The following is a 26,009-nucleotide window of genomic DNA, read 5'->3' as shown; positions in this document are numbered from 1 at the left end:
TCCCTTGCTGCATTATCGACGGTAGGGCCTTCGGTCACTCCCAAGAGTGGCACTGGCAACTCCCGTCCCTTTTCTCGCAATGCTCGCCATCTTTCAAGGGCAAACGTTCGTTTTAAAGCTTAGTAAGCTCATACTTTGGTCTACAACGAATCCGATGCCCTTATCTAACATAGGGTTAGCTGCATGGTTGCGATATGCCCCAGCGCGCACCATTCGGCCAACGCTGACTTGACCTATGGGTTACCCAATGGTTTTACACTAAGCGAACTATCTGGATTCCCGAGAGGCACGTGGCATGAAAGTCAGCCAACTGGCACGACAGGCCGGCGTCACCGCCGAAACCGTTCGTCACTACACGCGAGAGGGGTTGTTGACGCCAACACGACACCCGGAAAACGGCTATCAGCTCTATGCCCAGGGTGATCTGGAACGCCTGAGGTTCATCCAGCGTGCCCGCACGCTGGGGTTTGGTGTGGCCGAGATCCGCGACATTCTCGAGCATGCCGACCATGGGGACTCCCCCTGCCCCATGGTCCGCGACCTGCTGGCCGACCGCCTGCCCGAGATCCGCGCTCGCATAGACGAGCTCGAAGCCCTTGCCCAGCGCATGGAGCAGGCGCTGGATGCCTGGGCCGAGATGCCCGACGGCACACCCGACGGACATAGCCTGTGCCGGTTGATCGAGAGCTTTCCTGAACCTCTCGCTGCCCGCAAAGCCACCCGCAAGGAGACGCCATGAACACGCGACAACCCTTTGAACGCCAGGTACCGGGCATGAACTGCCAGGGTTGCGTTGCCACCATGCGCAAGGCGATTCATGCACGTGATGCCGGGGCCGACGTGACCGGTGAGCCAGCGAAAAAGCACCTGGCGGTCACCACGGTGCTGGATGGGTCAACCCTTGACGAACTCCTTAGCGACGCCGGTTATCCGCCCGACTCCGCAGCGCATGCACAAGCCCATCCCACGCCTGACGAGGAGGCCGAGGCCAGGCCTTCAGCGGTCGCCGACGAGGGCTCCACGGCGCCAGCCGAAAATGCGGCGGGCGCAAGCGCGACGTCGCTGAGACTGGCGATCAGCGGCATGACCTGTGCCAGTTGCGTAAAGAGCGTCCAGCAGGCACTGGAGCGCACCCCCGGCGTGCAATCGGCGGCAGTGAACTTCGGCACGCACACCGCCCAGGTACGCGGGAGTGCCCGGCAACAGGCGCTTATCGAGGCCGTGGAGGGGGTCGGCTATGGCGCCGAACCGATCCACGACCTCCGCCAGGCCGAGCAGGCCCGAGCCGAAAAGGACGAGAAGGAGTACCGTCGTCGCCTGAGGGGCAGCGCCTGGTCACTGGCCCTGGCCGTGCCACTGATGGCCAGCATGTTCATCTACCACCCGCACCCGCATGGCACAGGCCGACTGTTCTGGCTGGTGGTGGGGATGCTGACCCTGGCGGTGATGGTCGGGCCCGGTCGCCATTTCTTCGTCAATGCATGGAAGAATTTTCGCCACCACCAAGCCAACATGGACACCCTGATCGCCATGGGGACCGGCACCGCCTGGCTCTACTCCATGGGCGTCGTGGCCTTCGCACCGTGGTTGCCGTCAGTGGCCCAGGGGCTGTATTTCGAGGCGGCGGCAATGGTCATCGGCCTGGTGCTGCTTGGCAACGCGCTGGAGCTGCGTGCCCGTGGCCGAACCAGCGATGCCCTCAAGCGCCTCCTCGACCTGCAGAGTCGCACCGCCCGGGTGATCCGCGACGGCCAGGAGCGCGAGCTCGACATCGATGAGGTCCGTGAAGACGACCATATTCGTGTCCGCCCCGGCGAACGCCTGCCGGTGGACGGCGTGGTAAGCGAGGGCACGAGCCATATCGACGAATCGATGCTCACCGGCGAGCCAGTGCCGGTAGCCAAGGGCGAGGGTGACGAGGTCAGCGCCGGTACCGTCAACGGCAAGGGAGGGCTGGTCTATCGCGTCACCCGAGTGGGTGCCGACACACGGCTTGGCCGCATCACCGAGCAAGTGGCCAATGCACAGAATTCGCGACCTCCGATCGGCCAGCTCGCCGATACGGTGTCGAGCATCTTCGTGCCCTCGGTGATGATCATCGCCGTGCTCACGGCACTGGTGTGGTTCAACGTGGGCGCCGAGCCCAGGGTGATCCACATGCTGGTCACCGCCACCACGGTGTTGATCATCGCCTGCCCCTGCGCGCTGGGGCTGGCCACGCCGATCTCGACCATGATCGGTGTCGGCAAGGCCGCCGAGCACGGCGTACTGGTGAGAAGCGGCGATGCCCTGCAGACCGCCAGCCGGCTCACCACGCTGGTGGTGGACAAGACCGGCACGCTCACTGAAGGCAAGCCGCGGGTCACCGAAGCGGAGCTGCTGAGTGACGATCATCGCGAGACGCTCGACCTGGTGGCCGCCCTGGAGCGCGGCTCCGAGCACCCACTGGCCAGCGCGCTGATCGCCTATGTCGAGGAGCATGCTGGAGAAAAACCAGCAAGCGCCGAGATTCGCGACTTCCAGAGCGTCACCGGCGGCGGGGTCAAGGCCAGCACCGCCGACGGTCGCCCCCTGCTGCTCGGCAACGCTCGCCTGCTCGAAGAGGCAGGGGTCGATCTTGCGCCGGGGTGTGACATTACCTCGCGCCTGGAAAGCCAAGCCCGCAGCGTGGTCTACCTGGCCGTGGATGGCCGGCTCGCCGCGCTGTTCGGCATCAGCGACCCACTGCGACACGACACCATCAGCGCCGTGAAACGCCTGCGCGATGATGGCCTGAGGGTGGTGATGCTCACCGGCGACAACGCCCACACCGCGGCGGCCATTGCCGCAGAAGTCGGCATCGACGATTATCGCGCGGGCCTGCTGCCCGAGGACAAGCATGCCGAGATCGAGCGCCTGCAAAGCGACGGCCAGGTGGTCGGCATGGTCGGCGACGGTATCAACGACGCCCCGGCACTGGCCCGCGCCGATGTCGGCTTCGCCATCGGCCAGGGCAGCGATGTCGCCATCGAGAGCGCCGGCATCACGTTGATGCGCGGCTCGCTGCACGGCATAGCGGACGCCATTGAAATCAGCCGCGCCACGCTCACCAACATCAAGCAGAACCTGGTCGGCGCCTTCGGCTACAACGCCCTGTGCATCCCCATCGCCGCCGGCGTGCTCTACCCCGTCACGGGCACCCTGCTGTCGCCGATGATTGCCGGCGCTGCCATGTCGCTTTCGTCGATCACCGTGGTCAGCAACGCCAACCGCCTGCGGCTCTTGAAGACGCACAGCGAACGCGCTGACCACGCCCCTTCCGCCCATCACGAGGAGGCACGAGCATGAACTGGATCGTCAATATCGCAGGGCTTGGCCTGATCGCCGCCATCGTCTGGTGGTTCTGGCTCAACTGACGCCCATGTAACGGCCGGGCTTGTGGTTCAGGGCGATGATCAGGTTCAGTGCCACGGCACCAAGCACCGAAAGCCCGACACGCTCGGCTGGCAGCGTCAACAACGCCACCAGCATGATCACCCCGTCGATGCCCAGTTGCACGACGCCGGCCCGCCAGCCGTAGCGGTCCTGCAGGTAGAGCACCAGGATGTTGACGCCACCCAGGCTGGAGCGGTGCCGGAACAGGATCAGCATGCCGATCCCGATCAGGCACCCCCCCATCAGCGCCGCGTATACCGGGTTGAGGCTGCCGATACTGATCCAGTGACCGGTCAATTCGGAAAATACCGACACCAGGCCAATGGTCGCGAAGGTGCGCAGGGTAAAGCTCCAGCCCATGCGCCGAATCGCCAGCCAGTAGAACGGTACGTTGATCAGGAAGAACCACACGCCGAACGGCCAGCCGGTGGCGTACTGCAAAAGGAAGGCGATCCCCGCGGTACTGCCGGTGAGCAGCATTGCCTGGCTGTAGAAGGTCACGCCCAGCGCCACGAACAGCGTGCCCACCAGCATCGCCATGACGTCCTCGTAGTGGCGATGCTGTTCGGTGGGTAGATCCTGCCAATCCATGGTTAGCCCTCGTGTTCAGCGTGCTCGACCATCAGCTGCAGCGACTCGCGTCCCCGCCAGCGATTACGGTTGAGCTTGTAGGCACAGCGCAACCGCGCGCCGACACCGAACGCCGGCATTTCGCCTGGCGTCAGCGCGCGAAACCAGATCGCCTTGTGGCTGACGGCTCCCGCCGACAGCTCGAGCATCAAGTGGGTGCCGTCGGCCCCTACCGGGCGCAGCGCCTCGACCAGGAAATCTCCCTGGAACAGCGGCGCATCGAATTCGCGCCCATAAGGCCCCAGTGCGTCCAGCTCGGCCAAGGTCGCAAGGCTCAGTTGTTGGGGCGCAAGCTCGCCATCGGTGAAGATGCGTGGGTAGAGCTCGGTGTCGCCGAGTTGCTCGGCGACCGCCGCCAGGAAGTGGCGGCGAAAGCTTGCCAGGTGCTCTACCGGCACCCCGACCCCTGCCGCGCCGCGATGCCCACCGAAACGCGGCAAGGTTTCCGGCGCCAGCTCGAAGGTGCGCTGCAGGGCATCGCGCAGGTGCAATCCTTCGATGGAGCGGCCCGAACCGGTCAGCATGCCGGGAGCCGCCGCCGGGGTCAGTACCAGTGCCGGCCGGCCGTAGGCCTGCACCAGCCTTGATGCGACGATGCCCTGCACGCCGGGGTGGCCGTCGTCGAGAAACACCACGATGGCCGGCTCATTGGCCTCGAGTGCCGGCAACGCCAGATCACGCGCCTGATCGGCCATCTCCGCTTCAATGGCCTTGCGCGACTGGTTGTCCTGATCCAGCACCTCGAGATAACGCCGGGCGGCATGGTCCTGCTCCGCGAGCATGAAATGCAGCGCCGCGTAGGGGTCATCCAGCCGCGAGCGGGCATTGATGCGCGGCCCCATCTGAAAGCCCAGGGTCTCGGCGTTGAAGGGCACGCTGTCGGCTCCCAGCCGCTCGGCCATGGCACGCCAGCAGGCAGCCTCCATACGGTTGATCAGCGTCAGGCCGTGGCTGACCACCGCACGATTGGCGGCACTGCCACCCAGCGAGACGCAATCGGCCACGGTGCCCAGCGCCACGTAGGAGAGCCATGGCGAGAGCTTGGGCGTGGCCTTGGCCAGCACGCCCCACTCGATCAGCACCTGGCGGGCCAGCGACATGGTAAGCCAGGCCACCATGCAGCCCGCGATGGTCGGGTCGGGGTAGTCGCAGTCGTCACGGGTGGGGTTCACCACGGCATGGGCCGAGGGGGGCGGCCCTTCCACCGGCAGGGCGTGGTGATCGCTGACCACCACGTCGATGCCCGCGGCCTTCAGCCGGGCAATGCGCGGCTCGTCGGAACTGCCGCAATCGGCGGTGATCACCAGGCTCGGGCGTGGCGCGAGAGACAGCGTGCGCTCCACCAGCGGCAGGCTGATGCCGTAGCCATCATGGATACGGTGGCCGATCAGGCTATGCAGCCGAGATTCCGGCACCCCGAACAACTCATGCAACGTCCGGCGAATCACCACATGGGAGGTGATGCCATCCACGTCGTAGTCGGTGAGGATGCCGATATGCTCGCCATCGACCACCGCCTGGGCGATACGCTCCGCGGCGCGGCGACCATCCTTCAGCCGTTCGGGGTGCACCAGGTGACGCAGGCTCGGCGACACCAGTGGCTCCAGCTCGCCGGTGTAGCCCGCCAGCCTGCCAGCGAGCACGCGCGCCTGCAGCTCGGACAGCCCCTCGCCACAGGCGCGCGCGTACAGCGCCTCATCGCGAGCGCGCGGTTGAATGCGCGGCCTGAGGCGCTGATGAAGATCGATGGGGTTGGTCACGGCATCCAAGCCAGGCTCCTGTGGTTCCCCTCATTGGCAAGTGGCAATGGGATGCCGTTGCCCTGAGGTGCCAGGGGCGCCGGGGACAGGCCGAAGAGGGGGTCCGATGCCAGGGATGGCATCGGTAGCGCCCAGGGAAGGGTTCACAGCGCCCCCTCGCAGGCCTGTCGCCGGATCAGCCCCGAGTGGGCGAATCTAGCGGCGGTTTTCGGCCACGAACCGCTGCACTGCGGCAAGCTCCGCCGGCAGAACCGTATAGCGCTCCTCGCGTTCCAGCAGGTCGTCCATGTGCGGCGGCAACGGCACGCCCGGGAAGCCCGCCTTGACCACCGCCTCGGCGAACTTCGCCGGATGCGCGGTGGCCAGGGTGATCATCGGCACGGCGGCATCGCCACGCACACGCTCGGCGGCACGGTAGCCGGTCGCGGTGTGCGGATCGAGGATTTCATGAGTGCGCTGGTGCGCCTCGCGGATCACCTCGAGGATGGTGGCATCATCGACGCTGTGGCTGGAGAACTTCTCGCGCAGCCGCGACAACGGGGCATCGGCAAGAGCGGAAGGCTCGCTCTGGAAGCGCTCGAGCAGGGCCGCCACGGCCGCGCCATCGCGCTCGTAGGCTTCGAACAACAGGCGCTCGAAGTTCGACGACACCACGATATCCATGGAGGGCGCCAGGGTCGCCTTGAGCTCCGTCTTCGAGAAGTCGTTGTCGGCCAGGGTGCGATGCAGGATGTCATTGGCGTTGGTGGCGATCACGAAACGCTCGACAGGCAGCCCCATGCGATAGGCCATGTAACCGGCGAAGACATTGCCGAAGTTGGCGGAAGGCACGCAGAAGCTGACCGAACGGCGTGGCGCCCCCAGCGCCACGGCCGACGCCACGTAATAGACGATCTGAGCCATGATGCGCGCCCAGTTGATCGAATTCACCGCCACCAGGCGGGTGCCGCCCAGGAACGATTGGTCGGCGAAGCTCGCCTTGACCATCGCCTGGGCGTCATCGAAGTTGCCCTCGATGGCGATATTGAAGACGTTGTCGGCCAGCACCGAGGTCATCTGGCGGCGCTGCACTTCCGAGACCCGGTTGTGGGGGTGCAGGATGAAGATATCTAGGTTGTCGCAGTGGCGGCAGCCCTCGATGGCGGCGGAACCGGTATCCCCCGAGGTGGCCCCCATAATCACCGCACGCTCGCCACGCTTGCTGAGGAAGTGATCGAGAAGGCGGCCGAGCAACTGCAGGGCGACATCCTTGAAGGCAAGCGTCGGGCCATGAAACAGCTCGAGCAGAAAATGGTTGGCATCGAGCTGATTGAGCGGCACCACCGCGTCGTGGCTGAAGGTGGCATAGGCGTCGGTCACGAGGGCGCGAAACGTCTCGTCGTCGATCTCGCCATTGACGAACGGCTTCATCACCCGAAAGGCGATCTCGGCATAGGAGAGCCCGGCCATGTCGGCCAGCTCGTCGGCCGAAAACTGCGGCACGGTTTCAGGTACGTACAAGCCACCGTCGCTGGCCATGCCGGTCAGCACGACCTCCTCGAAGGAGAGCGCGGGCGCCTGCCCGCGGGTACTGATATAACGCATGATTCGGTTCCTTTACTCGCTCAGAGCCGATCCGTCGACAAGTCTCCGAGGAGGCGCTGTGAACCCATCCCTGGGCGCTACCGATGCCATCCCTGGCATAGGACCTCCTCTTCGACTTGTCCCCGGCGCTCCTCGCTGAAGACAGAGCGACAGCCAGCTAGCAGCTTGCGGTTATCCACCGGTTTTCTCTTCCAGCTTCAAGCTTACGGCTTGCCGCTTCGGGCGAAGCCCCGGTTATTCCTGCTCGTCCAACGACTCGACGCGGATACGAGTCAGGGGGCCGGCGATATCCGCCAGCGACTCGATCAGCCGGATCGCCTCGTTCATCTGCTTCTCGCGAGTGCGGTGGGTCAGCAGGATGATCGGCACCAGCTCCCCTTCGGTCGCCTCCTTCTGGATCAGCGCCTCGATGGAGATGCCCTGCTCGGAAAGGATGGTCGCCACGCGGGCCAGCACGCCCGGGCGGTCCACCGCCAGCAGGCGCAGGTAGTAGGCCGTGACGATGTCTTCCATGGGCATGATCGGCAACTGGCTGACATCCTCGTCGATGCCGCTGAAGGCCAGGTAAGGCACCCGATAATGATGAGCGGTGGTGATATCGCGCGCCACGTCGAGCAGGTCGGCGACCACCGCGGAGGCGGTGGGCTCGGCACCGGCGCCAGCACCGTAGTAGAGGGTCGGCCCCACGGCATCGCCCATCACGGCGATGGCGTTCTTGACGCCATGCACATTGGCCAGCAGACGCTCCTTGGGAATCAGCGTCGGGTGCACGCGCAGCTCGAGGCCGGCCTCGGTACGCTTGGATATCCCCAGGTGCTTGATCACGTAGCCCAGGTTATCGGCCTGCTCGACATCCTCGGCGGTAACGCGCGAGATGCCCTCGGTGTAGGCCTTTTCGAACTGCAGCGGTACACCATAGGCGATGGAGGCCAGGATGGTGAGCTTGTGCGCGGCGTCGATGCCCTCGACATCGAAGGTCGGGTCGGATTCGGCATAGCCCAGCGCCTGGGCCTCGGCCAGCACATCCTCGAATGCCCGACCTTCGTCGCGCATATGGGTGAGGATGTAGTTGCCGGTGCCGTTGATGATGCCGGCAACCCACTCGATACGGTTGGCGCCGAGCCCCTCGCGCAGCGACTTGATGACCGGGATGCCACCGGCCACCGCTGCCTCGAAGGCCACGATCACGCCCTTCTTGTGGGCCGCCTGGAAGATCTCGTTACCGTACACGGCGATCAGTGCCTTGTTGGCGGTGACCACGTGCTTGCCATTTTCGATGGCGGTCAGCACCAGCTCACGGGCCACATCGTAGCCGCCAATCAACTCGACAAGCACGTCGACGTCGGGGTTGTTGGCCACCTCGAAGACGTCCTGGGTAGTCTTGATGCCGGTGATGTCGCAATCGGGGTTGAGGCTGCGGTAGGCGACCTGCTCGATGACGATCGGCCGGCCCGCCCGGCGCGCAATGTCATCGGCGTTTCGCGTCAACACGTTGAAGGTACCGCCACCGACGGTTCCCAGCCCACAGAGTCCTACTCTCACCGGTTTCAATGTCTCGCTCCTGCTCGCTTGTCGTGAAAATTCAAACGCCGAATTGTCTCAGCCCTCATTCTTCAGCCCTCAGCCCTCGGCTTCCAGGCCAAGCATATCGGCCAGGCGCTCCGCGGGCACATAGCCGGGGACCAGGCGGCCATCGGGCAAAACGATGGCTGGCGTGCCCTGTACGCCGAGCTCCATGCCCAGATGATACTGGGACTCGACCGGATTGTCGCAGCTGGCGGCACCGGAGAGTGGCTCAGTGCGCTTGGCGGTGTTCATCGCCTCGCTCGGGTTCTCGGCGCACCACACTTGCTGCATCACCCGGGCACCTTCACCGCTCATGCCCTTGCGCGGAAAGGCCAGGTAGTGGACCTCGATACCCAGTTCGTTGAGCGCCGGTACTTCTTCGTGAAACTGCCGGCAGTAGGGGCAGGTGGTATCGGTGAAGACAACCAGTTCGGCACGGCTTTCACCCGCCCCACGGAAGATCACTCGCTGATCCTCGGGAACGCTGGCCAAGCGCTCGGCGCGCTCGCCGTTGCGGCCTCGTTCAGTCAGGTTGACCAGTCCCCGCTCACCATTTTCATACAGATCACCGACCAGGAAGTGACTTCCCTCGGCATCGCTGTAGAAGCGCTCGCCGGTTTCCAGGCGAACCTCGAAGAACCCATCGAGCGGGGTCTCATGAATGCTTTCCACCGGCATCGGCTGGCCACTTACCGCCAGACGTTCGGCCAACGCCTCTGCGGAGTCGGCTTGGGCAAACATCGGCACGGCGAACGCCATGCCCACAAGACTGGTCAGGCAACGCTTGAAAAGGGGGATCATCATCAACTTCAGCCTCTCGGGTGATGGTCGGCATGCAGGGTCTCGAGCCTGGCCTGCGCCACATGGGTGTAGATCTGCGTAGTCGAAAGGTCGCTGTGACCAAGCAGCAGCTGTACGACACGCAAGTTGGCCCCATGATTCAACAGATGCGTGGCGAATGCATGGCGCAGTGTATGCGGCGATAACGGCCGAGTGATGCCAGCGGCCAGGGCATGGGCCTTGATGCGATACCAGAAGGCTTGGCGCGTCAACGGCTTGTCGCCACGCCCAGGAAACAGCGCCGGGCGCGTAACATCGGTCATCAAGGCCCCTCGCGTACCCCGCAGGTAACGTGACAACCAGTCTACCGCCTCCTCGCCCAGCGGCACCAGGCGGTCCTTGTCACCCTTGCCGCGCACTCTCACTACCCCCTGGCGCAGATTGACCGCATCGGTGGTCAACCCCACCAGCTCGGACACCCGCAATCCAGCGGCATACAGCACCTCGAGCATTGCCCGATCACGTAGACCGAGGTCGGTGGCGACATCAGGAGCGGCCAGCAGCCGTTCGACTTCCGCCTCGTCGAGGGTATCCGGCAACGCCGGACGTACTCGAGGCAGGCGAACCTCGGCCAGGGGGTCGCGATCGATGCGCCCTTCTGCCAGCGCCCAGCGGTAGAAACGACGCAGGCTCGACAACAACCGGGCGTTGCTGCGCAGTTGGTACCCTGAAGCGCGACGGGCATCGAGCCAGTCCGGCAGCGTGGCGGGCAGAGGGGACAGCAGCGACGCTTCCTGCGCCTCGAGATGAGCCGCCCAGGCCGCAAGATCGCGGCGATAGGCCATCAGGGTATTGTCACTGGCGCCACGCTCCAGCCATAGCGCATCGAGGAAGGTCTCGATGAGCGTCTGGTCGCTCTCGTTGCGTATCGTCATCCGCCCTCCTCACGCCCGCATTCGATGCGGATGACCCAGGCCCAAAACGCGAAACCCCGCCCCGCGCGAGCGGTGACGGGGTTTCAGCCCACCGGCCAAGGGAGGCGTTGGCCTCAGGCCAGCTTTAGGCCAGCTTTTCCTTGATGCGGGCAGACTTGCCGCTGCGCTCGCGCAGGTAGTAAAGCTTGGCCTGGCGCACGTCGCCGCGACGCTTGACACTGATCGAGTCAACCAGCGGGCTGTAGGTCTGGAAGGTACGCTCCACACCGACACCGTGGGAGATCTTGCGCACGGTGAAGGCGGAGTTCAAACCGCGGTTACGCTTGCCGATCACCACGCCTTCGAAGGCCTGAAGACGCTCACGGCTACCTTCCTTGACCTTGACCTGGACGATGACAGTATCGCCAGGGGCGAACACCGGCACTTCCTTGCTCATCTGCTCGGCTTCAAGCGCCTGGATCACCTTGTTCTTGCTGCTCATGACAATGACTCCTCGATAACGTGATTCACCGAATCCGGTTAGTTGCCGGCGAATCGTGATCCCGGCGCCCGAGCCAAGGCTCGAGAGCGCGGGAGCTGATTGGTGACACAGATCCACAGCCGTTCAAGGAGACGCCTCCTTGGCCACTACTGTGTCCTGCACCTCCGCCCCAGCCTACCTGGTGGAAGGGGCGTATTCCTCGATGAACTCCTCAAGCAACGTGCGCTGTTCCCTGGTCAACGTCCTGCCATCAAGCAAGTCGGGGCGCCTCGCCCACGTACGTCCCAGGGACTGCTTCAGCCGCCAGCGCCGAATCGCGCCATGGTTGCCGCTGACCAGGACCTCCGGCACCTGTCGCCCATCGATCACTTCCGGGCGAGTATAGTGCGGGCAGTCCAGCAACCCGTCGTTGAAGGAGTCCTCGACCGCGGAGTCCCGGTGCCCAAGCACTCCTGGCACCAGCCTTGCCGCGGCGTCGATCAGCACCATGGCCGGCAGCTCGCCACCGCTGAGCACATAGTCGCCAATCGACCACTCCTCATCGATGTCGCTTTCCACTACACGTTCATCGATGCCTTCATAGCGCCCCGCCACCACGACCAACGGGGGACCGGATGCCAGTTCCCGCGCACCGGCCTGATCGAAGCGCCGCCCCTGTGGCGACAGGTAGATCACCCTGGGGCGCTGCCCGGTGACCTGCCTGGCCCGCTCGCGAGCGGCATGGATGGCCGCACGCAGGGTGTCGACCTTCATCAACATGCCGGGGCCGCCACCATAGGGGCGATCGTCCACGGTGCGATGGCGGTCGCTGGCATAGTCGCGGGGATTCCAGAACTCCAGCGCGATATGCCCTTTTTCGACTGCCCTGCCGGTCACGCCCTGGCGAGTGATTGCCTCGAACATCTCGGGAAACAGCGACACCACGCCAATCCACATGCCATCCGTCCGCACGTCATCGACACAGAGCCGTTCGACACCCTCCATCTGCTCCGGGTCGGCACTCAAAACTCCGGATCCCAGTCGACGGTCATCACCCCGGCATCGAGATCGATGTCGGTGATCACGTCCCCCGGCAGATAGGGCAGCAGGCGTTCTCGGTCATCGGCGGCCTCATCGAGGCTACCCTTGACGACAATGACATCATTGGCGCCGGTCTCGAACAGGTGATCGATCCGCCCTAGCGCCAGGCCTTCCGTGGTCACCACCTTGAGGCCTTCCAGTTGGTACCAGTAGACCTCGTCGCCTTCGAGCTTCGGAAGCTCGGCCTTGGGCAGCAGTATCTCGGCTCCCGCCAGCGCCTCGGCTGTCTCGCGGCCATCGACACCGTCAAGCTGTGCCACCAGGCCCTTGCCATGACGACGCCCTTGCAACAGGCGGCAACGCTGTAGCCGGCCTTCATGGCGCAACACCCACTCGGCATAATCGAGAATGCCGTCCATCGGGCTGGTGTACGAATACACCTTGAGCCAACCCTTGACCCCGTAGGGGCTGGTCAGCTTGCCCAGCACCACATGATCGTCAGCTTGCGCGAATTCGCTCATCGACGACCTCGTGACACGCTAATGCAAGGCAAGTCAGGCACTTCAGGCCTGCTTGCGCGCTTCCTTGACCAGCTCGGCAACGCGGCCGGAAAGCTGTGCGCCCTGGCTCTGCCAGTGAGCGATGCGCTCCAGGTCGACGCGCAGACGCTCTTCCTGGCCACGCGCGACGGGGTTGAAGAAACCCAGACGCTCGATGAAACGGCCATCACGAGCGTTGCGTGAATCAGTGACGGTCAGGTGGTAGAAGGGACGCTTCTTGGCGCCACCACGTGCCAGACGAATGGTAACCATGGCGTAATCTGTCCTTCGGTTGAGGTTACGGTTGATCTGCTCGGGAAGCGGGCTTTCAAGCCCGCATCAGGCATTCGGTCACGACGGCGGCCGCGAATTCTCGCGGCCCTGCCAGTGAAGACGCAGCATTCTACGGAATAAAGCCCCGCTTGGAAACCTTTTATCGGCCTTGGCTCGCGTGGCCGGGCGTTATCGCCTGGGCAGGCCGCCAGGGCCTCCCATGCCGCCCATTCCACCGGGGCCACCCATTCCACCTGGGCCGCCGGGACCGCCGCCGCCCATCATGCCGCCCATGCCACGCATCATTTTCTGCATGCCGCCTTTCTTGCCGGCCTTCTTCATCATCTTCTGCATCTGCTTGTGCTGCTTGAGCAGCCGATTGAGATCGGGAACCTGCAGACCAGCACCGGCGGCGATGCGCCGCTTGCGCGAGCCATTGATGATGTCGGGACGCCGCCGCTCATGAGGCGTCATCGAGTTGATCAGCGCCTCGAGCTTGCCCATTTCCTTCTCGGGACCGGGGCCTTGAGCCATCTCGGCCATCTGGCCCATGCCAGGCAGCTTGCCGAGCAAGCCGCCCATGCCGCCCATTTTCTTGAGCTGCTGGAGCTGGTCGCGAAAATCCTCAAGGTCGAAGCCATCGCCCTTCTTGACCTTCTTGGCCAACTGCTCCGCTTTCTTCTTGTCGACGGTACGCTCGGCTTCCTCGATCAACGACAGCATGTCGCCCATGCCGAGAATGCGCGAGGCAACGCGATCGGGGTGGAACGGCTCGAGAGCATCGACCTTCTCGCCGACCCCCATGAACTTGATCGGCTTGCCGGTGATGTGGCGCACCGAAAGCGCCGCACCGCCGCGCGCGTCACCGTCGGCCTTGGTGAGGATCACCCCGGTCAGCGGCAACGCTTCGTGGAAGGCCTTGGCCGTATTGGCGGCATCCTGGCCGGTCATGGCATCGACCACGAACAGCGTTTCCTGGGGCGAAACGGCCTTATGCAGCGCCTGGATCTCCGCCATCATCGCGTCGTCGATGGCCAGGCGGCCGGCCGTATCGATGATCACCACATCATGGAACTGGATCTTGGCGTGCTTGATCGCCGCCTCGACGATCGCCACCGGCTGCTGATCGGAGCGCGACGGGAAGAAGTCGACCGCCACTTCGGACGCCAGGGTCTCGAGCTGGTCGATGGCCGCCGGACGGTAGACGTCCGCCGACACCACCAGCACCTTTTTCTTTTCTCGCTCGCGCAAATAGCGCGCCAGCTTGGCCACCGAGGTGGTCTTGCCCGCGCCCTGCAGGCCGGCCATCAGCACCACGGCGGGGGAACCCTTGAGCGACAGCCCCTCATTGGCCTCGCCCATGATCGCCTCGAGCTCCTGCTGGACGATCTTGACGAACTGCTGACCCGGCGAGAGGCTCTTGGAGACTTCCTGACCCACGGCGCGCTCGCGCACCCGCTCGACGAAGGCCTTGACCACCGGCAACGCGACATCCGCCTCGAGCAGCGCCCGGCGGACCTCGCGCAGGGTGTCCTTGACGTTGTCTTCGGTCAGGCGTGCCTGACCCTTGATCGACTTGAGCGTCTGCGACAGCCGCTCACTGAGACTCTGGAACATTGGCCACTCCGATAATGACGGCCTGAGATTTGGCAAGCATTATACGCGCTGTCGCCGACAGTCTCCATGCAGCATGCCATTCAACTGGAAACGGTGATCGCTTGCTCGAGCCTGGCTTGCCCTGTGCGAAACCGAGGGTATTGGGTATAGTAGCCACACCACTGACCCATGCCATTCATCCAGCAAGGCGCACGGAACGCAATCGATGCAGGCGCTATCCCTGGCCGTCCTGGCCCTCATCCTCTATATCGCCGCTGCCTCCTGGCAAGGACTGGCGTTGATGCGCCGAGTGCCCCAGAACCCCCTGTTGGTCAGATCGATGGGCGCGCTGGGGCTGGTATTCCACATCGCGCTGATCATCGTGCTCACCGATAAAGGCCAGCTGTCCACGACCAGCCTCTCCAACAACGCCATTTTGCTGGGTGCCCTGGTAGTGGCACTGCTGATTCTGGTCAGCCTTTTCAAGCCCGTCCTTAACGTCTCGGTCGCGCTGTTTCCGCTGGCCGGGCTGATCCTGCTGCTCGCCGTCGGCCTGCCGGATACCCAGCATGTCGCGCACTCGATCAGCCCGGGCATCGCGCTGCACGCCCTCAGCTCGGCGCTGGCATTCGCGGTATTGTCGATCGCCGCCGTACAGGCGGTGATCTTCGGCCTGCAGAATCAGGCGCTGCGCCACCACCAGACCCGCGGCATCGTTCAGGCACTGCCACCACTGACCATCATGGAACGCCTGCTGTTCGAGCTGATCTGGTCGGGGCTTGCGCTGCTCACGCTGTCGATCGCCAGCGGCTTCGCCTTTCTCGACAACATGTTCGCCCAGCACCTTGCCCACAAGACCGTGTTGTCGCTCACCGCCTGGGGCATCTTCGCGACGCTGCTGTTCTGCCATCACCGACTGGGCTGGCGTGGCATGCGCGCCGTGCGCTGGACCCTGGGAGGCTGCGCCGTATTGCTGCTGGCCTATTTCGGCAGCAAGGTGATTCTCGAGGTGGTACTGAACCGCAGCTGACCCCTTAGCGCACAAACAGCGCCTTGACACTCGCCGGTCAACTCCCGTCCAATCGTGCCTGACACGCCATTGAGGATCCTTCGACTTGAGCGACGACTTTCCGTTGGGATTGCTGTTCAGCCTGCTGTTCCTGCTCATCTGCCTATCTGCCTTCTTCTCGAGCTCCGAGACCGGCATGATGTCGATCAACCGCTATCGCCTGAGCCATCAGGCCAACAGCGGCGAACCAGCGGCCAAGCGTGTCGTGAGCCTGCTGGCAAGGCCCGATCGGCTGATCGGGGTCATCCTGATCGGCAACAACTTCGTCAACAACCTTGCCGCCTCCATTGCCACGATCATCGCCATCCACTTTTTCGGTGATGTCTCGGGGCCCGCCATTTCCACCGCGCTGTTGACGGTCACCGTACTGATCTTTGCCGAAGTCACGCCCAAGACCTATGCCGCCGTCAAGCCCGAGCGCATCGCCTACCCCGCCTCGTTTGTCCTGGGCCCCCTGCTCAAGCTGCTCTATCCACTGGTGTGGCTGGTCAACGTGATCTCCAACGGCCTGCTGCGGATACTTGGCGTGAAGAGCATCGAAGGGGGTGGCGACAACCTGACTCGTGATGAACTGCGCACCGTGGTGCACGAGGCTGGCACGCTGATTCCGCAGCGACACCAATCCATGCTGCTATCGATCCTCGACCTCGAGAACGTCACCGTGAACGACATCATGGTGCCGCGTCACGAGGTCGTGGGGATCGACCTCGACGACGAGCTGGAGGACATCCTGGCCCAGATTCGTACCAGTCAGCACACGCGCCTGCCGGTCTTCAAGGGTGATATCAACAACATCATCGGGATGCTTCACCTGCGCAATGCGGCGCGCTTTCTCTCCCGCGACGAAGTCACCAAGGCGGCCATCGTCCAGGAAGCCCGCGAGCCCTATTTCATCCCCGAGTCCACGCCCCTGCATACGCAACTGCTCAACTTCCAGAAGCAGAAACGGCGGATCGGCATCGTCGTCGACGAATATGGCGATGTGGAGGGCCTTGTGACCCTCGAGGACATCCTCGAGGAAATCGTCGGCGAGTTCACCACCGACGTGGCGGGCATGGAGCAGGATATTCACCGCCAGGACGACGGCAGTCACATGATCGAAGGCACCGCCAACATCCGCGACATCAACAAGTCGCTGGGCTGGCAGCTACCCACCGACGGGCCGAAGACCCTCAATGGCCTGATGCTCGAGCACCTCGAATCCTTTCCGGCAGGCCCCGCCTGCCTTCAGGTCGGCAACGTGCGCATGGAAATTCTCGAGGTTCGGGAAAACCTGATCACCGCCGCGCGCTGCTGGCAGGCACCAAGACATCGTTGATCCCCGGGCGAAAGCTCAGCGACGCTCCAGCGCGTTCAGATTCGGTGTATCGATCCACTGATCCGCCTCGGCCTTGAGCAATCGCACCTGTGCCTCGAGCCGTTGGCGACATGCCTCATGTGGCGCGATCGGCTCGCCGAACACCAACGCCACGCGCGCCCGAAAGCGGCGCGGCGGCCGGGACATTGCTGGCCCATCGGCGTGTGATGTCCAGGAGCCCCACAAGCCGGCGAGCCCCGCCGGAATCACCGGCACCGGGTCACGAGCCAGAATCAGCTCCAGGCCCCGCCTGAATGGCTGGACATCGCCATCCGGGGTCAGGCGACCCTCCGGGAACAGCATCACTACCTCCCCCTCGGCCAGCGCACGGCTGACCTGCTCCAGTGCACGCCGAATATTCCCCGGATCGCGGCGTTCGGATTCCACGGGAATGGCGCCCACCAGCCGGAATAGCCAATTGAGGCGAGGGGAGTCGTAGATCGGTTTATCCATCAGGAAACGCAGCGGCCTGCGGCTGGCACCGCCAATGACCAGGGCGTCCATGAAGCTGACATGGTTGCAGACCACCACGGCGGCGCCACGTGGGGGAATGTGCCGCTGGCCACGCAGGCGCATGCGATAGACCAGGCTGACCACACACCAGACCAGCCAACGCACCACCTGGCGAGGGTGACGCGCTATCCAGCTCCCCGCGAAGACCAGCAACAGCAGCCCCGCCAGCCACACCAGTATCGTCACGCCGTGCTTGACCTTGCCTTGAGCCCCGCAAGGATGGTGGCAAGCAACTGGTCGAGCAACTCGCCGACTTCGAGTTGCTGGCCTTGCCAGTAGCCGAGACGCTCATTGAGTCCCAGTTGTACCAGACCATGAACGCTGCCCCACAGGGTTCGACTGAGGCGACGCGCCTCGAGGTCTCCCAGGGCAGGCTGATACTCCTTGAGGGTGGCCTCGACGCGCACGAACAGCGCTTCGATCATGTCGTTCTGGCGCTGATCCAGCTCCCCTTCCTGGGCCAGGGGATAATCGAACAGCAGCTGCCAACGGAAGGCTTCACGCTGAGCGAATTGCCAATAGCCCCTCGCCAGGGCGCTCAAGCGCTGCTCGGGAGTCGCCTGGGTGGTCAGTGGCTCGATCACCTCGCGTAGCCGGGCCAGGGTCTCGATATTGACGTGCTGGAGCAGGTTGCCGAAGCTGCCATAGAGCTTGAGCAAGGTACTCGGGGCACAGCCGACCTCACGCGCCAGGGCACGCAATGACAGCGTGTGCACGGGGTTTTCCAGCAACCATGCGTCGCATGCCGCCATGACCTGGGCATGTAGCGCCTCGGGCGCATGCTGTCTGGGACGGGCCATCGGATTCCTCGCGAACCGTGTAAGGGCGGTGATCAACCGAAACGAGGATGTTGCGGCTGTCCACCAGCATAGCGCAGATCGAACACTGTTTTCGACAGCTTATCGATACACAAGCCAAACGCAAGTTCACGGCCCCGATGCGATGGGAAGGCGACGGCAAGGCGCGATGAAAGGGGGCTGCTTTTTCGCCCCTCTGGTCTCCCCTCCGGGAGTTGGTTACCCTGACGCCCCACCCATCGCGGAGCCTCCATGGCCGGCCGACTGCACATTGCCCCGCTCGACCCCGACGCCCTGCTGCCCGACCTGGTCTGCGATGCACCACTGGTGAGCTGCCCCAACATGGCACCCCGCAGGATGCTCTCGGCGATCCGCCTGGAGGCCGGCCAGCCACACTTGGGGCGCCTTTTCTGGGGGCTGACGCCTCCCTGGCTCGACGTTCTGGATCACGCGCCGCACTGCGCACGCGCCGAATCACTGTCAAGCCGCCCGATGTTTCGCGACGCCTTCGCGGCGCGCCGCTGCCTGGTGCCGGCAACGGGCATATACGTGTGGCAAGCGCAGGCGCGGGGCAAGCAACCCTTCCTGGTGACCCGGGTAGACCGCGGGCCACTGCTGTTGGCTGCGCTGTGGTGTCGCTTTCCGACCAGTCTGGTTGAGCACACCGACTCGCTGGCATTGATCACCGTACCAAGTCCCCTCCTGCTGTCGCCGCTGACGGATCGGCTGCCTGGGGTGATATCACAGGACGATGCCATGGCCTGGTTGACCCCGCAGACCCCTTTAGAACACATCAAAGGGCTTTTGCGCAGTGCGCCAGCGGAACTGTTTGGCGCTTTTCCGGTATCAAGACGAGTCAATAGTCCGTCTCATCAGGATACCAGCTGCGCACACCCGATCGGCCCCATGCTGCGCCACCAGCCTTGATGACGCCAGCATTCGCCATCCCACAAGGAGCGACGATGTCCCTCGCCATCCCCGACACCCATCCACGCTTGCCACTTGGTCTGCTGGTGTTCACCGGCTCCCTGCTGTGCGGCGGAATGGCGCTTGCGCAATCTGCCGAGCGCGATGCTGCCATCAGCGAGGTCGCCACTCCGCTCACCAGCCCCCATGATAGCCGCGACTATCGGGTACTGAGGCTGGAGAGCGGCCTCACCGCGCTGCTGGTCAACGATCCGCAAGCCGACAAGGCGGCGGCGTCGATGAATGTCAGTGTCGGCAGCGCCCAGGACCCCGATGACCTGCAAGGACTCGCGCACTACCTCGAGCACATGCTGTTCCTGGGCACCGAGCCATACCCCCAGGCCGATGCCTACCAAAGCTATCTGTCACGTCATGGGGGCAACCACAACGCCTTCACCGCGCCACAGGACACCAACTACTTCTTCGACATCGACCCGGATGCACTGCCCGGCGCCCTGGATCGCTTCAGCCAGTTCTTCATCTCGCCGCTGTTCAACGCCGACCGACTCGAGAGCGAGCGCAATATCGTCCACTCCGAGTACATGGCGCGAATTCGCGATGATGGCCGGCGCGAGAACGATGTCCTCAATCAGTTGCTCAACCCGGACAATCCCACCAACGGGTTCTCGGTGGGCAGCCGCGAGACCCTGGCCAACCCGCCCGAAGGTGAGCCGGACCTTCGCCAGCGTGTCATCGATTTCTACGAACAGTACTACGACGCCAATGTCATGCATCTGGCCATCGTCGCGCCACAGCCCCTCGACGAGCTCGAGACCCTGGTCAGCGAGCGCTTCGCCGCCATCGCCGACCGCGGCCTTGCGCCTCCGGAGATCGACATACCGCTTGTCGAAGACGGGTCGTTGCCTCGCCGGGTCGAGCTGCAGTCGGTACGCGACAGCCGTCAGGCGCGCTTCCTGTTTCCCATCGACGACCCAGTTCAGGATTACCGGACCAAGCCCGCGTCCCTGCTCGCCCACCTGCTGGGGGATGAAGGTGATGGCAGCCTGCTGGCCGTGCTGCGCGAGGCAGGCTGGGCCGACGGGCTCTCCGCCGGCGTCTCGCGGGGCGATGGCAAGCACGCGCTGTTCAGCATTGGCGTGAGCCTGACACCCCTCGGTGCAGAACACCTCGATGAGATAGAGGCCACACTGTTCGCTGCCATCGAACAGCTCCACGACAACGGGCTCGAGGAGTGGCGCTATGCCGAACAGGCACGCCTGGCCGAGCAGGAGTTTCGCTTCCAGCAGCATGGCTCTTCGTTGCAGAGCGCCATGCGACTATCCATGAACCTGTCGCGCTTCCCGGTGGAGGACGTGCAGTACGCCCCCTACCGCATGGAAGGCTTCGACCCAGACGCCACCCAGCGCTATCTAGACGCCCTGCGCCCCGACAACCTGCTACGCCTCTACAGTGGTCCGGAGGTAGAAGGTCAGCAGGTATCGCCATGGTTCGACACGCCCTGGAAGGAGCTTGAAACCGGCCCAGGCGACATGACACAAGCGCTTGATGGGTTATCGCTTCCCGAGGCCAACCCTTATATCGCCGAAGACCTCGAACTGTTCGATGAACAGCACGAACAACCGAGCCTGGTGATCGATGAACCGGCCTTCGGCCTGTGGCACATGAGCGATGCCACCTTCGATACACCCAAGGTGGAGTGGCGGTTCAGCCTGCAACACCCCCCGGCTGCCGAGACCGCCCGCGACGCGGTACTTTCCCGGTTACTGGCGGGCTGGCTCGGCGACAGCCTGAATGAAGACCTGTACCCCGCAAGGCTGGCTGGCCAGCACTTCGAAGCCTATGCTCACGCACGCGGCATCACCCTGTCGTTTTCCGGCTGGCGCGATCGTCAATCCAGACTGATGCTTCGCGTCCTCGAGCAACTGCATGACGCCGAAATCGATGAAGCGACCTTCCAGCGCGTGCGTTATCAACTGCAGCGGGAGTGGCGCAATGCGCCTCAGGCATCGCTGCATCAAACCGCCAGCCGCACGCTCGCCGAGGCACTGGTACGCCCACAGTGGCCAAGCGCCACGCTGCTTTCGGCCAGCCAGGACCTCGAGGTAAGCGACCTGCGTGACTACCGCGAGGCATTCCTTGGTGAGCTGCGCCTGGAGGCGATGGCGGTGGGCAATCTGCCCGCCGATCAGGCGATCGAGACAGCCAGGCAAGTCGCCCAGCGCCTTGATCCGACACTGGCAGAGGCACGCATTCCCGACCTTGTGCCGCTGCGCGTCGACCCGGCCCTACCTGACCTGGCACCGCATACCAGCCGCGAGGAATCCGTGGTGTTGCGCTACCTGCAAGGGCCGGATCGCTCGCTAGAAAGCCAGGCCCGGCTGGCCGTGCTGGGGCAGCTGCTCGACACACCTTTCTACCAACGCCTGCGCACCGAAGAACAGCTAGGCTACGTGGTCAACGCAGGCTATTCCCCCTTGCTGGACGCACCGGGTATCGGCCTGCTCGTGCAGTCTCCCGACACCGAAAGCGCGGCTATCGAGGCACGAATCGACGCCTTCCTCGAAGACTTCGCGACACAACTGGAAGACCTCGATGAGCAAGGTCTTGCGCCCTATCGCCAGGCGGTGCACAGCAACCTGACCCAGCGCGACACTAGCCTCTCCGGCCGTGCCGGGCGGCTGTGGCAGGCGACAGCCTACGGTGACATCGACTTCGAGCGTCGCCAGCGGCTCGCCGAACGCGCGCTCGAGGTCACGCCCGACGAACTGCGCGAGCTATGGCCCAGGCTGCGCGAGGAAGCCGTCATGCAGGTCGCCTTCGACCCCGGCGATGAGCCCGACGATGTGCTGGCGCTGACCCGACACCTGAGCCCGTTTCCCGAAAGCGAATGATCCGAAATCGCATCACCTGCATGCCAACCAAATCGCCCGGCCAATGGCCGGGCGATTTGATGAGCGACGAATGCCGGATGATCAGTCGGCGTCGAAGGCCTGGGCCGGCATGATCGCCTCCACGTGCATCACCAACTCCTCGAGAATCTGGCGGTCGCGGTCGCTCAACGCCACCTGGTTCAGGCGCTCGATCTCACGGGCGAAGCCCTTGAGCGTCAGGCCCGCTACCGCCGAGTCGTTCATGCGCGCCCAGCGATAGGCTTCCCACTGCGCCAGCTCCTCGCCTTCCAGGGTGTCGGGGAAGCTACGCGCCCGATAGCGAAACAGCATCTCCTCCAGACGCGGGTCCTGGAAAGCGAAACGCGCGCCGACGAGATCCCACGGGTCGGACTCGCGTACCCGCTGCATCTGCTTGCGGTCGGCAGGTGAGAAGAAACCGCCTGAATAGAGCATCAGGTCCGGGTCACCGGGCCCATCCGGCGGCGGCTCGGCGAACACCTCGGCGACCCGAGCGGCCACCTCCGGGTGCTTGGCCAACTGCTTCCAGTGTTCCCGACAGGCCGTGAGGTCGAGCCCCAGGCGCGCCACGATCTCACCGTACTCGCCCGCCTGGGGACCCTCCACGTCCTTCAGCGCACTGGACGGGAACAGCACCGGGCACTTGTTGATATGGATGACCTTGAGCGGAATACGCTCGGCACCCTCGGCGAGTTCATCATTGCTGACGAACACCCGCTGGCGAATCTGCTCAGGGCTGAGGTCGAACAACGCCGCCGGGGCCACCGAGAGGTCATAGACGATCACCCCGTTGGGGTTGGTGGGATGCTCGGCCAACGGCACCACCAGGGCAGCACAGCCACGGCTGGCAGGGTAGCGACGCGAGATATGCACGACGGGCTTGCGGCCAGGAACATCGAGCAGCCTGGCGACATCGCGCTTGCCGCGCAGCGCCAACAAGTAATCGAACAGCCGGGGGTTGCTCGCCTTCAGCAGCCGCGCCAGCGTGATGGTGGCACGCACATCGGCCACCGCATCGTGGGCACCCTCATGGCTGATGCCATTGGCCGCGGTCAGATGCTCGAGCTTGAAACTGGGCGCGCCATCCTCACGCTGCGGCCACTCGATACCCGCCGGACGCAGGGCATGAAACGCACGTACCACATCGATCAAATCCCAGCGCGAGTTGCCGTTCTGCCACTCACGCGAATAGGGGTCGAGCAGGTTACGGTAGAACAGGTGACGGCTGACCTCATCATCGAAACGCAGACTGTTGTAGCCCACCACGCAGGTACCCGGCTCGCTCATCAATGCCTGGATGCGCCCGGCGAATTCCGCCTCGGGCATGCCTCGGCGGCGCGCCTGCTGCGGCGTGATCCCGGTGATCAGACAGGCCTGGGGGTGGGGAAGGTAATCATCGGCAGGCTTGCAGAACCACTCCACCGGCTCGCCGATCTCATTGAAATCGGCGTCGGTGCGAATCGCCGCGAACTGGGAGGGTCGATCGCGGCGCGGGTCGGCACCGAAGGTCTCGTAGTCATGCCAAAGGAAGGTCGTCGGGGCGGCTTGCGGCGCCATGGGCGAGGGCTCTCCGGTCATCGATGCGGGCTTGGTGAGGGCCCAGCCTAGCATATCGAGCCCGGACCTCTACCAGGCTGGGTGGCGCGACCAGCAGACGAGCCGCTCAGCCAGCGGCTGACCGCGAAAGTGTCATCACACCGCCGCCCGAGTTACGCTCGTTACGCGCGCGGCAGGGTGACGTTGAGCTCCAGCACCGAACAATTATCCTCGCTGTCGAGGCTGATGTTGATGGCATCGTCATCGACCTGCACATAGCGGCGAATCACCTCCAGCAGCTCCTTCTCCAGCATCGGCATGTAGTCGGGCTGGCCACGCTGACTGCGCTGGTGGGCGACGATGATCTGCAGTCGCTCCTTGGCGACCGACGCCGACTTCTTGCGTTCTCGCTTGAGGAATTCCAGTAACTTCACCGGCGACCTCCCCCGAACATGCGGCTAAGCAGACTTTTCTTTTGATACTCATGGAAACGCAGCGGCACATCTTCACCAAGCAGGCGGGCCACGGTATCGGTGTAAGCTTGCCCCGCATCGCTGGTGGCGTCGTGCGTCACCGGCACACCCTGGTTGGAGGCACGCAATACCGCTTCGGACTCGGGAATCAGGCCGATCAGGTCGATCGCCAGGATTTCGCGAATGTCCTCCAGGTTGAGCATGTCACCGAGATCGACCCGAGACGGGTTGTAGCGAGTGATCAGCAAGTGTTCCTGGATCGGGTCATCCCCTCGCTCGGCACGCCGTGTCTTGGAGGCGAGCAGGCCCAGCATGCGGTCGGAATCGCGCACCGACGAGACCTCGGGATTGGTCACCACGATTGCCGCATCGGCAAAATACATGGCCAGTTGAGCGCCGCGTTCTATACCCGCCGGGGAATCGCAGATGATGAAATCGAAATCCTTGCTCAGGGTCTCGAGCACCTTCTCGACCCCTTCCACGCTCAAGGCGTCCTTGTCGCGGGTCTGTGAGGCCGGAAGGATGTGCAGGTTGTCGACTCGCTTGTCGCGGATCAACGCCTGGTTGAGTCCTGCCTCGCCCTGGATGACATTGACGAGGTCATAGACCACACGGCGCTCGCACCCCATGATCAAGTCGAGGTTACGGAGCCCCACGTCGAAATCGATGACGACTGTCTTGTTGCCTCGCAGCGCCAGACCGGTGGCGATGGCTGCCGCGCTGGTGGTCTTGCCGACGCCTCCTTTGCCGGAGGTCACAACGATGATCTTGGCCAAGTGTCACTTCCTGTCAGTCGGTAAGGTAAATTAAAGCGGTGACGATAGCGCCGCGAGCTCAGCTCAGCGACGTGATACCCAACTGGTCGCCATCCAGGCGCACCTGCACGGTGGTACCCAGCAAGCGTGGGTCGATGTCTTCGAGACGCTTGTAGTTGCCCGCCACCGAGAGCAACTCGGCACGCAACTCTCGACAGAAGATACTGGCCATGGCATCGCCATGTATACCCGCCAGTGCACGCCCCCTCAGGGCGCCATAGACGTGCACGCTACCCGCGGCCAGCACCTCGGCACCGGCATTCACCGCACCCACGACCACAAGATCACCTTCCGGCGCCGTCACCTGCTGGCCGGAGCGCACGGTGCCCCGGTATATCCGACCACCACTCGTCACGCCGGGCGGCGTTTCGAGCTCATCGGCAACCTCCAGGGCGGATTCCGGCTCCGCAGGCGCCACGCTTTCGAGTGCCCTGGGGCGACTGGCCTCCTGCGGGGGAAACCAGCCAAGCCCCAGCGCCCAGGCCGACTGCTTGACCGGTTCCGGGCCACCGCGCACTGCCACCGGCAATAGCTTGTGGGCACGGCACACCGCGCAGATTCGCTCGAGCGCCAGGTGGGGCTCGTCGAGCTTCTCGACGCTGAGCACCACCGGTGTATGCTGGAAGAAAGCCGGTGACTGACTGAGCTTGCCGGCGAGCTGGTCGCGAATACGCTCGGGGTCGGCGCTGGTCAGCTCCATGACCGTCATCGGTAGCATGCCACCCTTGAAGGTAAAGGCCATGCTGTCCCTGTCCACTTTGAGGCTCATTGCCGAACTCCACGTCTGTGATGGTCGGGGTATCGAGTCAAAGCTAAGCGAGTCACTCGTCCCCTGCAACTGATCATAAGCTCAGCACGGCCAGCTTGTCAGTGTCTCTCATTTGCCACACCCCATCGGCAATGCGGACTTTTCCCCAACGCCGGCGCGTGCTTAGATACAGAAGAAGCATTTGAGACCCGGCAGCCGACCGGGTCGCCCACCGGACACCGGACCGGTAACAACAATAGTCAAACGACCATCTTCGCGTGCCTCGC

The 26,009-nt window shown here is 64.0% G+C and carries 23 protein-coding genes; 6 read left to right on the top strand and 17 right to left on the bottom strand.

The features are described 5' to 3' along the window. Nucleotides 1–295: 295 nt before the first annotated feature. Together C6V82_RS14355 and C6V82_RS14350 are read left to right on the top strand one after the other, a co-directional pair. Nucleotides 296–739 (top strand): MerR family transcriptional regulator, encoded by a 444-nt coding sequence (locus C6V82_RS14355; protein ID WP_102588058.1) that lies wholly within the window; start codon nucleotides 296–298, stop codon nucleotides 737–739. Beyond that, a complete protein-coding gene (locus C6V82_RS14350) occupies nucleotides 736–3,327 on the top strand; it encodes a heavy metal translocating P-type ATPase (protein WP_102588059.1) in 2,592 nt (863 codons plus the stop codon). Before C6V82_RS14355 ends, C6V82_RS14350 begins: the two co-directional genes overlap by 4 nt. A gap of 60 nt (nucleotides 3,328–3,387) precedes the next feature. On the opposite strand, the gene C6V82_RS14345 is transcribed toward C6V82_RS14350, so the two are convergent. From C6V82_RS14345 to ffh, 11 genes are all read right to left on the bottom strand, one after another. Continuing rightward, on the bottom strand, nucleotides 3,388–4,005 hold the full coding sequence (locus C6V82_RS14345; RefSeq protein ID WP_102588060.1) for a YitT family protein: 618 nt from the start codon (nucleotides 4,003–4,005) through the stop codon (nucleotides 3,388–3,390). Nucleotides 4,006–4,007: 2 nt separating this feature from the next. After that, the gene (locus C6V82_RS14340) at nucleotides 4,008–5,804 is read right to left on the bottom strand and encodes a single-stranded-DNA-specific exonuclease RecJ (RefSeq protein WP_102588085.1); all 1,797 of its coding nucleotides are present in this window, start codon (nucleotides 5,802–5,804) and stop codon (nucleotides 4,008–4,010) included. Between the two features lie 195 nt (nucleotides 5,805–5,999). Further along, nucleotides 6,000–7,388 carry a threonine synthase gene (gene thrC / locus C6V82_RS14335; protein WP_102588061.1) on the bottom strand — a complete coding sequence of 463 codons (1,389 nt, stop codon included), beginning with the start codon at nucleotides 7,386–7,388 and terminating at the stop codon, nucleotides 6,000–6,002. A 234-nt stretch (nucleotides 7,389–7,622) separates the two neighbouring features. Beyond that, a complete protein-coding gene (locus tag C6V82_RS14330; protein WP_102588062.1) occupies nucleotides 7,623–8,939 on the bottom strand; it encodes a homoserine dehydrogenase in 1,317 nt (438 codons plus the stop codon). 69 nt (nucleotides 8,940–9,008) lie between these two features. Further along, entirely contained in the window at nucleotides 9,009–9,755 is a 747-nt protein-coding gene (locus C6V82_RS14325) for a DsbC family protein (RefSeq protein ID WP_102588086.1), read from the bottom strand. Between the two features lie 8 nt (nucleotides 9,756–9,763). After that, the gene (gene xerD / locus C6V82_RS14320) at nucleotides 9,764–10,669 is read right to left on the bottom strand and encodes a site-specific tyrosine recombinase XerD (RefSeq protein ID WP_102588063.1); all 906 of its coding nucleotides are present in this window, start codon (nucleotides 10,667–10,669) and stop codon (nucleotides 9,764–9,766) included. A gap of 124 nt (nucleotides 10,670–10,793) precedes the next feature. After that, a complete protein-coding gene (rplS, locus tag C6V82_RS14315) occupies nucleotides 10,794–11,150 on the bottom strand; it encodes a 50S ribosomal protein L19 (protein WP_102588064.1) in 357 nt (118 codons plus the stop codon). 174 nt (nucleotides 11,151–11,324) lie between these two features. Continuing rightward, nucleotides 11,325–12,086: a tRNA (guanosine(37)-N1)-methyltransferase TrmD gene (gene trmD, locus C6V82_RS14310; RefSeq protein WP_102588087.1), complete on the bottom strand. Its 762-nt coding sequence runs from the start codon at nucleotides 12,084–12,086 to the stop codon at nucleotides 11,325–11,327. A 65-nt stretch (nucleotides 12,087–12,151) separates the two neighbouring features. After that, complete coding sequence (rimM, locus tag C6V82_RS14305) at nucleotides 12,152–12,691, bottom strand: ribosome maturation factor RimM (RefSeq protein WP_102588065.1); 540 nt, start codon at nucleotides 12,689–12,691, stop codon at nucleotides 12,152–12,154. Between the two features lie 42 nt (nucleotides 12,692–12,733). Beyond that, complete coding sequence (gene rpsP, locus C6V82_RS14300; protein WP_102588066.1) at nucleotides 12,734–12,982, bottom strand: 30S ribosomal protein S16; 249 nt, start codon at nucleotides 12,980–12,982, stop codon at nucleotides 12,734–12,736. A gap of 189 nt (nucleotides 12,983–13,171) precedes the next feature. Further along, nucleotides 13,172–14,599, bottom strand: a complete 1,428-nt coding sequence (gene ffh / locus C6V82_RS14295; RefSeq protein WP_102588067.1) for a signal recognition particle protein — start codon at nucleotides 14,597–14,599, stop codon at nucleotides 13,172–13,174. A 205-nt stretch (nucleotides 14,600–14,804) separates the two neighbouring features. Between ffh and C6V82_RS14290 the strand changes: the two genes are divergently transcribed. Both C6V82_RS14290 and C6V82_RS14285 read left to right on the top strand, forming a co-directional pair. After that, nucleotides 14,805–15,608: a cytochrome C assembly family protein gene (locus tag C6V82_RS14290; RefSeq protein ID WP_102588068.1), complete on the top strand. Its 804-nt coding sequence runs from the start codon at nucleotides 14,805–14,807 to the stop codon at nucleotides 15,606–15,608. Between the two features lie 85 nt (nucleotides 15,609–15,693). Further along, nucleotides 15,694–16,965 carry an HlyC/CorC family transporter gene (locus C6V82_RS14285; protein ID WP_102588069.1) on the top strand — a complete coding sequence of 424 codons (1,272 nt, stop codon included), beginning with the start codon at nucleotides 15,694–15,696 and terminating at the stop codon, nucleotides 16,963–16,965. A 15-nt stretch (nucleotides 16,966–16,980) separates the two neighbouring features. Here the strand turns inward: C6V82_RS14285 and C6V82_RS14280 are convergent, their stop codons facing one another. Both C6V82_RS14280 and C6V82_RS14275 read right to left on the bottom strand, forming a co-directional pair. After that, on the bottom strand, nucleotides 16,981–17,646 hold the full coding sequence (locus C6V82_RS14280) for a 1-acyl-sn-glycerol-3-phosphate acyltransferase (RefSeq protein WP_373297639.1): 666 nt from the start codon (nucleotides 17,644–17,646) through the stop codon (nucleotides 16,981–16,983). Between the two features lie 53 nt (nucleotides 17,647–17,699). Continuing rightward, a complete protein-coding gene (locus C6V82_RS14275; RefSeq protein ID WP_102588070.1) occupies nucleotides 17,700–18,317 on the bottom strand; it encodes a TetR/AcrR family transcriptional regulator in 618 nt (205 codons plus the stop codon). A gap of 249 nt (nucleotides 18,318–18,566) precedes the next feature. On the opposite strand from C6V82_RS14275, the gene C6V82_RS14270 reads away from it, so the two are divergent. Beyond that, the gene (locus C6V82_RS14270; protein WP_102588071.1) at nucleotides 18,567–19,241 is read left to right on the top strand and encodes an SOS response-associated peptidase; all 675 of its coding nucleotides are present in this window, start codon (nucleotides 18,567–18,569) and stop codon (nucleotides 19,239–19,241) included. 35 nt (nucleotides 19,242–19,276) lie between these two features. Next, entirely contained in the window at nucleotides 19,277–22,132 is a 2,856-nt protein-coding gene (locus C6V82_RS14265; RefSeq protein WP_102588072.1) for an insulinase family protein, read from the top strand. An 81-nt stretch (nucleotides 22,133–22,213) separates the two neighbouring features. On the opposite strand, the gene sbcB is transcribed toward C6V82_RS14265, so the two are convergent. From sbcB to minC, 4 genes are all read right to left on the bottom strand, one after another. After that, complete coding sequence (sbcB, locus tag C6V82_RS14260) at nucleotides 22,214–23,707, bottom strand: exodeoxyribonuclease I (protein ID WP_102588073.1); 1,494 nt, start codon at nucleotides 23,705–23,707, stop codon at nucleotides 22,214–22,216. A gap of 161 nt (nucleotides 23,708–23,868) precedes the next feature. Continuing rightward, nucleotides 23,869–24,120 (bottom strand): cell division topological specificity factor MinE, encoded by a 252-nt coding sequence (minE, locus tag C6V82_RS14255; RefSeq protein ID WP_102588074.1) that lies wholly within the window; start codon nucleotides 24,118–24,120, stop codon nucleotides 23,869–23,871. After that, nucleotides 24,117–24,935, bottom strand: coding sequence for a septum site-determining protein MinD (minD, locus tag C6V82_RS14250; protein ID WP_102588075.1), 819 nt, complete (start codon nucleotides 24,933–24,935; stop codon nucleotides 24,117–24,119). The genes minE and minD overlap by 4 nt, the downstream gene beginning before the upstream one ends. A 58-nt stretch (nucleotides 24,936–24,993) precedes the next feature. Further along, nucleotides 24,994–25,743: a septum site-determining protein MinC gene (minC, locus tag C6V82_RS14245; protein ID WP_102588076.1), complete on the bottom strand. Its 750-nt coding sequence runs from the start codon at nucleotides 25,741–25,743 to the stop codon at nucleotides 24,994–24,996. Nucleotides 25,744–26,009: the final 266 nt, after the last annotated feature.

The sequence above is a fragment of the Halomonas urumqiensis genome, from assembly GCF_003028575.1.
GTDB classification, from domain to species: domain Bacteria; phylum Pseudomonadota; class Gammaproteobacteria; order Pseudomonadales; family Halomonadaceae; genus Halomonas; species Halomonas urumqiensis.
Note: the sequence above shows the minus strand (reverse complement) of the source record. Positions and strands in the feature narration are given on the sequence as shown.